Raw genomic sequence first — 8,503 nt, forward strand, 5'->3', positions numbered from 1 at the left:
GCACGCTGCTGGTCCGTGGCCCGGCCCTGCCGCCGCGTGAACTTTCGGCCGATGGCCTGCCACGCCACGTTGCGGAAGGCCCGGCATGAAGCACCGGCTCCGCATGGCCTGCGGCACGGTCCTGATCGGGTACCTGTCGCGCGAACTTCTGGGCAAGGTGTTCACCACGACCATCATCGTGGTGGCGCTCATGGAAATCCTGGCCCTGCTGGAGCAGGTCACGGAAATCATGCATCGCCATCTGGGGCTGTCGGGCGTGCTGTATTACGCGGTGATGCACCTGCCGCTTCTGTTTGGCAACGCCATGCCGATCGCCGTTCTGATCGGCTCGCTGCTGACGCTGCTGCAGCTCACCACATCCAATGAAATCTCGATCATGCGCGCGGCCGGCCTGTCCACGCCGGGGCTGATCAAGCTGTTCCTGCCCACCATCCTCGCGCTGGGCGTCCTGAGCGGGATCGTGGATGACCAGATCACGCCCCGTAGCGAGCTTGCCCTGGCGCAGTGGTGGAACCGCACCTCCCCCAACGCGGGGGATACATGGCGCAATTACTGGATCCGCTCGCGTGATGACCTGATCAACATCAACTATCTGGACAGTGGCGGCGCGCACATGAAAAGCGTGACCGTCTACCACCGTGACCACCAGTCCCTGCTGCAGAAGGTCACGACCCTGACCGATATGCACTATGTGCATGGGCACTGGTACGGCACGCCATCACGCGTGCTGAGCGTGATCAGCCCCACGCGCGTTGACCTGCTGGACGTGCCGCCGGGCCAGGTCGTGCGGCTGGACTGGCCCGCGTCGCTCACCCCCGGCTACATCATGCAGCTTACGGTCAGCTTCACCCAGTCGATCAGCACCATGCTTGACGAGCAGCGGGGCGTGCTTGCCTCCAGCCAGTCCCCGTCTTTTTTCCTGACGGAAATACTGGGACGCATCATGTTACCCGTGACATTTACGGTTATGCTGTTACTGGCGGTGCCAGTGGTCTATATCCCCCCCCGTGCCGGTGCGCGTAGCTGGCTTCCGATATGGTGTCTGGGCGCGGGTCTGCTATTTGTGGTGTTCCAGGGGCTGCTGCGCGCCCTGGGCAATGCGGGAACCTTGCCTTCTCTTATGGCGATATGCGTCGGGATTCTGATTTTCATCCTTGGCGTCATTACCGTGCTACTGAGGATCGAAGAGCGATGATTACGAACACCCTGAAGAACAGTTCCATCCGTACGGGCCGAAGCTTCGACCTGGGCAAGATGAACCTTCGTCAGCTCTGGATTGCCTACCTGACCTACCCCACCATCATGCTGTATTTCGCCCTCGCCATCATCAGCTACGCGATCATGGTGTACGCCCACACTTCCCTGCTTCCGATCGCGATCAGCATCGTGTCGGTCATGCTCGTCTATCCGCTGGTGTGGTACGGAATCCATCGCTTCATCCTGCATGGCCGGTTTCTCTACCGCATGAAATGGAGCGCATCGCTGTGGAAGCGCATCCACTTCGACCACCATCAGGATCCCCACCTGCTGGACGTGCTGTTCGGCTCGCCCGCCAACACCATTCCCACCATCGCCATCGTGACCGTGCCCATCGGCTATGCCATCGGCAACCTGGCCGGGGCCGCCGCCGCCTTTGGCGCGGGGCTGACCATTACCTGCATCTATGAATTCTTCCACTGCATCCAGCACCTGAACTACAAGCCGCGCATGAGCTGGATCCAGCGCATGAAGCAGCGCCATGTCCTGCACCATTTCCATAACGAGAACGGCAATTACGGCATCACCAGCTTCGTGGCCGACCGGCTGTTCGGCAGCTATTATGTCGATGCCCGCAGCTTCCCGCGCAGCCCGAGCGTCTTCAACCTCGGCTACGACGTGAAGGAAGCGCAGCAGTACCCCTGGGTCATGGAAGAAACCGGCGCGCCGCCCCGTGACCGGCCCGATGGGGCGAATATCACCCGCAACGCGGCGTGAACGGGGCAATGGGGCTGAACGTACTCATACTGGCGGGCAGCCGGCCCGGTCGCGCCGACCCGATGGCCCAGGCGGCGGGAATTTCACACAAGGCCATCCTGCCTGTCTGCGGCGTTCCCATGATCAGCCGTGTCGTCAAGGCGCTGCAGGCGGTGGAGACAGTCGGCCAGATCGCCATCTGCATTGAAAAGCCCGAAGTGCTTGCCGGGCTCGTGCCGGATACCGTCACTTTCATTCCGCCCGCCGCGGGCCCCAGCGCCAGTGTGCTGAAGGCGCTGGATACGCTGGGCACACCGCTGCTGGTCACGACCGCCGACCATGCCCTGCTTGAACCGGAATGGATCCGTACCTTCGTTCAGGCGGCGCGGGACAGCGGGTGCGACGTGGCGGCGGGCATCGCGATGGAGCCGGATATCCAGCGCGACGTGCCGGGCACCCGCCGCACCATGATACGGCTGGCGGATGGCTCCTTTTCAGGCTGCAACATGTTCCTGTTCCGCACGCCTGCCGCACAGGGCGTGATCCGGCTGTGGCAGAAGCTGGAGGCCGAGCGCAAGCACCCCCTTAAAATGGCCCGTATCCTTGGCCTGGCGTTCTGCTGCGTTTCGTGCTGCACCGCCTGACACGCGCGGATGTCTGCCGCCGCATTGGCCGTCTGTCCGGCGCACGGGTGGCCCTGATTCCGCTCCCCTTCGGTCGCGCCGCCGTGGATGTGGACAAGCCGGCCGATCTGGAACTTGTCACGCGCCTTCTGTCCACCGCACCGGCAGGCTGACAGACTCCATCCCGGCTTCCTTCCCCCTGATGCCCCGCCCTTCAGCACCGCAGGTCCAGGCCGCCATCCGCACCGGCGCAAGCCAGATGTGCAGGCTGCATGGATGGGCCGTGCTGCATGAGTTCACCCTGCCCGACCGCAGGCGGGCGGACATCATGGCCCTGACGGCGGAGGGGCATCTCATCTGCATCGAGATCAAATCCGGCCTGCCGGATTTCCGTGCAGATCATAAATGGCGGGACTACCTGCCTGGTGCGACCAGATGTATTTCGCGGTCAGCCAGGATTTCCCCCCCGATGTCCTGCCCGAAAGCACCGGCTGATCGTCGCGGCGACAGGCCATGGCGTGGATGGCATGACCACATGCTTGGACTGTGCCATTATCCGCCACCCGCCCCGCACGCCCCTTGCCCCGGCCCGCAGGCGGCGGCTGACGCTCCAGTTCGCGATGCAGGCCGCCACGCGCCTGAACCGGTTCGAGATGCCGCAGGTGGAACACGCGGTGAAAACGGCGCTGCGCGTGGAATAGATTTTAAGACAGGAAAGGTTAACGAGATGACACAGGCCATTCTGAGCCGTTTTGAAGCCGCACGCTCGGTCGTGCGCGACGCCGCCGCCATGGCCATGAAAATGCGCCCTGCCCCCGGAGGCCCCAAGGGCACCCAGAAAAGCGCGCAGGACTGGCTGACCGAAACCGATGGCGCGGTCGAGTCCTTCATTTCGGAGCGAATCGGCACCCTGTTCCCCGAAGATGGCTTTCAGGGCGAGGAAGAAGGCCGCACCCGCACGGGCGCCCTGCGCTGGGTCGTGGACCCGATTGACGGCACATCCAATTACGCACGCGGTCGCAACCGCTGGTGCATCTCGCTTGGCCTGATGGAGGGTGACACCCCCGTTGCGGGCATTATCGAAGCCCCGGCCCTGGGCGAGACCTATACGGCGGTGCGCGGGCACGGGGCCTTCCTCAACGGCCAGCGCATCCATGCCTCCCCGGTCACGGATACCGCCTCCTCCCTGATTGAAATGGGCTGGAGCAACCGCGTGCCGCCCGGCGTGTTCCAGGAAAAGATCGACGCCATCCTGAACCTTGGCGCCATGCCACGTTCCGGCGGGTCCGGCGCCATCGCGCTGGCCGAAGTCGCGTGCGGGCGGCAGGATGGCTATCTGGAAATCCGCATCAACCTGTGGGATGTGGCCGCCGCCCTCGTCCTGCTTGAGGAAGCCGGTGCGCGTGTTTCCCCCTTCCTGCGCGACGGGGGCCTGACGGACGGGATCAGCATTCTCGCCGCCGCCCCCGGCATTGCCGATGCGCTGTCGGATGCGGTGGGGGTATCCTTTTAATTATCGGGGCGGCAGGGCGCTGAACGGGCTTGCCTAACCGGCCATGATTCAGCCATGAAAACGGACCACTCCAACGCACGGACCGTTTTGGTGGATCTGCCGCTACGAATCGGAAAAGGGAGGATGGGTTTGCACAAGTTTCATCTCATCAGGACATCACTCGTCGCCATGGCCCTGATGATGCCGCTGCATGCCGCCCTGGCGGCGAGCATGGAGGAAGAACAGAACCTGGTTGACCGCGCGACCCTGACCGTGCGGGACATGTTCTCCTCCGCGACGGCGGATAGCCGGATCACCCGTTATCTGGCCGATGCCCGTGGGGCGATTGTCTGCCCCTCGGTGTTTCGCATGTCCATGGCCTTTGGCGGTGGTGGCGGCGGTTGTGTGTTCCTGACCCGTGACGCCCATGGTTCTTGGTCCGATCCGGCGTTCTACCGCATGAGTTCTGCCAATTTCGGCCTCCAGTTTGGCATGCAGGATGTAGAGGTCATGCTGTTCGTCATGACTGATCAGGCGTGCAGTCACTTCTGGACAGCCAGTTCAAGCTCAGCGCCGATGTCGGCACGTCCTTCGCCTCCTCCGGGTCCGGGCTGGAGCGGGGCACGGCGGGTGAGCATAATACCAGCATTCTGGGCGTGCAGAAATCCAAGGGGCTGTTCGCGGGGGCGGCACTTGGCGGCTCCAAGATGCGGGTGAACAGCGCCGCCAACCGGGCCTATTACAACCAGATTGTCGGCCCGGAGGATATTGTCATCTCCATGCGGGTCAATAATTCAGGCGCGGACCCGCTGCGTGCCGCCCTGTCGGAAGTGCTGGCCACGGCCCAGAGCCGACCGGGCAAAAATGGCCAGACAGGCACCACGGGCACGACGCTTCCCGCCCCACAGGCACAGCAGGCCGTGACTCCCGCCCCCACCGGCACGGTCACGAGCCAGAGCCTGCCGCCCCAGTAGTCCACCTGACGGACGGGTCGCTATTATCTGGGTGCGGCTTCCTGCGCGCGCTTCGCGGCCCTGAATACCGAAACATGGCGGTTATGATCATCCAGCGAGGATGCGAAATCATGGCCGCCATGACCATTCGCCACGAAATAAAGCTGATCGCCCTGCGCCGGGTGCGCCGCGGCATAAAGTGCCGCCATGCCCGGTGAACAGATCGGCCCCGGCGGCAGGGCCGGGATAAGATAGGTATTATAGGGCGTGGGCTGTGAAAGATCGGTATGCGACAGGGCATGGCCGAGCGGCCCGTCCCCTTTGTTCAATCCGTACACCACGGTCGGGTCCGACTGAAGCCGCATTCCGTGATGCAGACGGTTGAGGAACACGCGCGCGACCAGCGGCCGCTCATCCGCCTGCGCGGTTTCCCGTTCGATCATCGAGGCCAGAACCAGCAGGTCATGCCGGTCCACGATGGCGGGATCAACCTCACGCCCCTGCCATACCTGATCAAGGGCGCGATCCATGCCATGCTGCATGCGCAGCAGCATCTGGGCGCGCGGCATGCCCCATTCATAATCATAGGTCAGGGGCATGACCGATCCCTCCGCCGGGAAGGAAAAGCTGCCATCCATATAGGGCGCGCGTTCCAGAAGAGTCGCGATCTGGATGGCGGACAGCCCCTCCGGCACGGTCAGCCGATGCACGACCGGCCTGCCATGGCGCAGCACCAGCAGCACCTGACGGATGGAAGCATGGGGGGGAAAGACCAGTTCGGCCGCATGGAACGACCCGTCAACACGGGTCAGGGCCGTAGCCACCATGAAGACTTTTTGCGTCAGCGGGCTATCATCAAGCACTCCGGCCTGTTGCAGGGTGGCGAATACCTGCGCCACGCCGCCATGCGGAATGACAACCGTACGCTGTTCGGGCAGGAGACCGGGGGCGTCATAATGCCGCACCCCTACGAAAGCGATGCCCAGACCTGACAGGACCAGCAGCAGGAATACCAGCCCCAGGGCCGTCAGAACCCTGCGCACCCCGTCTCCTTACGTATTTCCAGAAGTGGTGCCCGCGGGCACCACCATTTACACGCCGCGCAGGATCACGCTGGCGTTGGTGCCGCCAAAGCCGAAGCTGTTGGACAGGATCGTATCGATCCTGCGCTCCTGCGCCGTGTGGGCAATGCGGTCGATCACGCTTTCACGCGATGGATTGTCCAGGTTGAGCGTAGGCGGCGCGATGTTGTCGCGAATGGCGAGGATGGAATAGATCGCCTCGATTGCGCCCGCCGCGCCAAGCAGATGCCCGGTCGCGGACTTGGTGGAGGACATGGCCAGCTTGCGCGCGTCATCACCGAACAGACGCTCAACCGCTTCCAGCTCAAGGTCATCCGCCATGGTGGAGGTGCCGTGGGCGTTGACATACTGGATGTCCGCCGTGGTCAGCCCCGCGCTGCGCAGGGCGTTCTGCATGGCGCGATACGCACCTTCATGCCCCGGCGCGGGCGCGGTGATATGATGGGCGTCGCCCGACATGCCGTAGCCGATCACCTCGGCATAAATCTTGGCGCCACGGGCCTTGGCGTGTTCATATTCTTCCAGCACCACGATGCCGGAGCCCTCCCCCATCACGAAGCCGTCGCGATCCCTGTCCCACGGACGGGACGCCTTTTCCGGCGTGTCGTTGAAATGGGTGGAAAGAGCCTTGGCGGAGCAGAACCCGGCAATACCCAGCGGGCAGACCGCGGCCTCGGCCCCACCGGCGACCATCACCTCCGCATCGCCCAGCATGATCATGCGCGCGGCGTCGCCAATGGCGTGCACGCCCGTGGCGCAGGCCGTGACGACCGAATGGTTCGGCCCCTTGAAACCGTATTTGATGGAGACATGCCGGATACGAGATTGATCAGGGCGGACGGGATGAAGAAAGGCGACAGGCGACGGGCCCGGCCTTCCTTTACCGTCACGGATGCCTCGTAAATTGTCTGGAGGCCGCCGATACCCGCACCGATCATGACGCCGGTGCGGCAGCGATCTTCCTCCGATTCCGGCTTCCAGCCCGAATCCTCGACCGCTTCGGTCGCCGCCACGAGACCAAGATGGATGAAGCGATCCATCTTTTTCTGGTCCTTGACCGGCACCCAGTCCGAAAGGGTCAGGCCGCCACTTCCCGTCGGCCCCGCGGGCACTTCACCCGCCACCTGCGCCGGCAGGTCGGACGCATCGAACGCGGAAATACGGCCAAAGCCATTTTCCCCGGCCACGAGACGTGACCAGTTACGCTCAACACCCAGTCCGAGAGGGCTGACCATGCCCATACCGGTTACGACAACGCGCCGCTGTCCAGACGTCAATCCGGTAGACTGCATCAACCCGTCCTGCTCCCTGAAAGTAACGATACCTGACTGAATTCGTATTAAAACGTGATCGGCAAAAGGCCGATCAGGCCGCTTTCTGCTTCTCGATATAGTCGATCGCGTCCTTCACGGTCGTGATCTTCTCGGCGGCGTCCTCAGGGATTTCGACGCTGAAAGCTTCTTCGAAAGCCATGACCAGTTCAACCGTGTCCAGGCTGTCCGCGCCCAGGTCGTCGATGAAAGACGCATCCGGGGTGACCTTGCTTTCGTCCACACCAAGGTGCTCGACTACGATCTTCTTAACCTTATCGGCGATTTCGCTCATCTGTCTCTGCTTCCTGTCTGCCCCTGAAAGAAACGGGCGGTTCGAAACGTGTTCGTCGTGTAACGTCCCTGCGCACCGGCGTTGCACACCGGCCTGCTTCGGACGAAGCTGCGGGCGATTAGCACGGTTTTGATGCCATCGCCAAGGCAGCGATTGCATTTCGTGTCCGTTCGCCCCGGATTTAAGGGGACAGCCGGGCTGTCAGGCCTATCTTTTTTGTCACTTCGGGCCTGCTGTCCAGCAAAATATCACATCCGTCAGGGCATCGCCATGCCGCCATTGACATGAAGGGTCGCGCCCGTGACCCATCCCGCCTCGTCCGACGCCAGATAAACCACGGCGGGCGCGATGTCGCCCGGCTGGCCCATGCGGCCAAGCGGGATGGCGCCGACCAGCTTTTCCTTCTGCGCATCAGGCAGAACGTCAGTCATGGCGGTCTGGACGAAGCCGGGGGCGACGGTGTTCACGGTCACGCCGCGCGCGCCCGCTTCCTGCGCCAGGGACTTGCCCATGCCGATCATGCCCGCCTTGGCGGCGGCGTAATTGGCCTGCCCGGCATTGCCCGTCACCCCCACGACGGAGGCGATATTGACGATCCGCCCTGCCCTGCGGCGCAGCATGCCCTTGAGTGCCGCGCGACACAGGCGGAAGGGGGCGGCAAGATCGACATCGAGCACGCGGTTCCAGTCGTCATCCTTCATCCGAATCGCAAGCGTGTCGCGTGTCAGCCCGGCGTTGTTGACCAGGATGGCCAGCGGCGCGCCCGCCTTTTCCTCGGCGCTGGCGACCAGCGCA

The 8,503-nt window shown here is 63.4% G+C and carries 7 protein-coding genes and 4 pseudogenes; 7 read left to right on the plus strand and 4 right to left on the minus strand.

Going from position 1 to position 8,503, the window contains the following annotated elements:
- The first annotated feature begins 85 nt into the window (after positions 1 to 85).
- From JCM25156_RS06570 to JCM25156_RS22155, 7 genes and pseudogenes are all read left to right on the plus strand, one after another.
- Complete coding sequence (locus JCM25156_RS06570) at positions 86 to 1,195, plus strand: LptF/LptG family permease (protein WP_025812540.1); 1,110 nt, start codon at positions 86 to 88, stop codon at positions 1,193 to 1,195.
- The gene (locus JCM25156_RS22140) at positions 1,192 to 1,974 is read left to right on the plus strand and encodes a sterol desaturase family protein (protein WP_034958656.1); all 783 of its coding nucleotides are present in this window, start codon (positions 1,192 to 1,194) and stop codon (positions 1,972 to 1,974) included. The genes JCM25156_RS06570 and JCM25156_RS22140 overlap by 4 nt, the downstream gene beginning before the upstream one ends.
- Positions 1,975 to 1,982: 8 nt before the next feature.
- Positions 1,983 to 2,749 (plus strand): annotated as a pseudogene (locus JCM25156_RS22145) (nucleotidyltransferase family protein).
- An 86-nt stretch (positions 2,750 to 2,835) separates the two neighbouring features.
- Positions 2,836 to 3,071, plus strand: a pseudogene (locus JCM25156_RS32025) (MmcB family DNA repair protein).
- Between the two features lie 32 nt (positions 3,072 to 3,103).
- Positions 3,104 to 3,277, plus strand: a complete 174-nt coding sequence (locus JCM25156_RS32030) for an MmcB family DNA repair protein (protein ID WP_277909403.1) — start codon at positions 3,104 to 3,106, stop codon at positions 3,275 to 3,277.
- 26 nt (positions 3,278 to 3,303) lie between these two features.
- The gene (locus JCM25156_RS06595) at positions 3,304 to 4,089 is read left to right on the plus strand and encodes an inositol monophosphatase family protein (RefSeq protein ID WP_025812543.1); all 786 of its coding nucleotides are present in this window, start codon (positions 3,304 to 3,306) and stop codon (positions 4,087 to 4,089) included.
- A 123-nt stretch (positions 4,090 to 4,212) separates the two neighbouring features.
- A pseudogene (locus JCM25156_RS22155) lies at positions 4,213 to 5,042 on the plus strand (lipid-binding SYLF domain-containing protein).
- Positions 5,043 to 5,065: 23 nt separating this feature from the next.
- Here JCM25156_RS22155 and mltG read toward each other — a convergent pair.
- The 4 genes and pseudogenes from mltG to JCM25156_RS06620 form a co-directional block, all read right to left on the minus strand.
- Positions 5,066 to 6,064: an endolytic transglycosylase MltG gene (gene mltG / locus JCM25156_RS06605; RefSeq protein ID WP_025812544.1), complete on the minus strand. Its 999-nt coding sequence runs from the start codon at positions 6,062 to 6,064 to the stop codon at positions 5,066 to 5,068.
- Positions 6,065 to 6,112: 48 nt separating this feature from the next.
- Positions 6,113 to 7,395: pseudogene (gene fabF / locus JCM25156_RS22160) on the minus strand (beta-ketoacyl-ACP synthase II).
- A 73-nt stretch (positions 7,396 to 7,468) separates the two neighbouring features.
- Complete coding sequence (locus JCM25156_RS06615; protein ID WP_003618476.1) at positions 7,469 to 7,708, minus strand: acyl carrier protein; 240 nt, start codon at positions 7,706 to 7,708, stop codon at positions 7,469 to 7,471.
- Positions 7,709 to 7,965: 257 nt separating this feature from the next.
- On the minus strand, positions 7,966 to 8,503 hold a 538-nt coding region (locus JCM25156_RS06620; RefSeq protein WP_025812545.1), incomplete at its 5' end, for an SDR family oxidoreductase.

The organism is Komagataeibacter kakiaceti JCM 25156 (assembly GCF_000613305.1).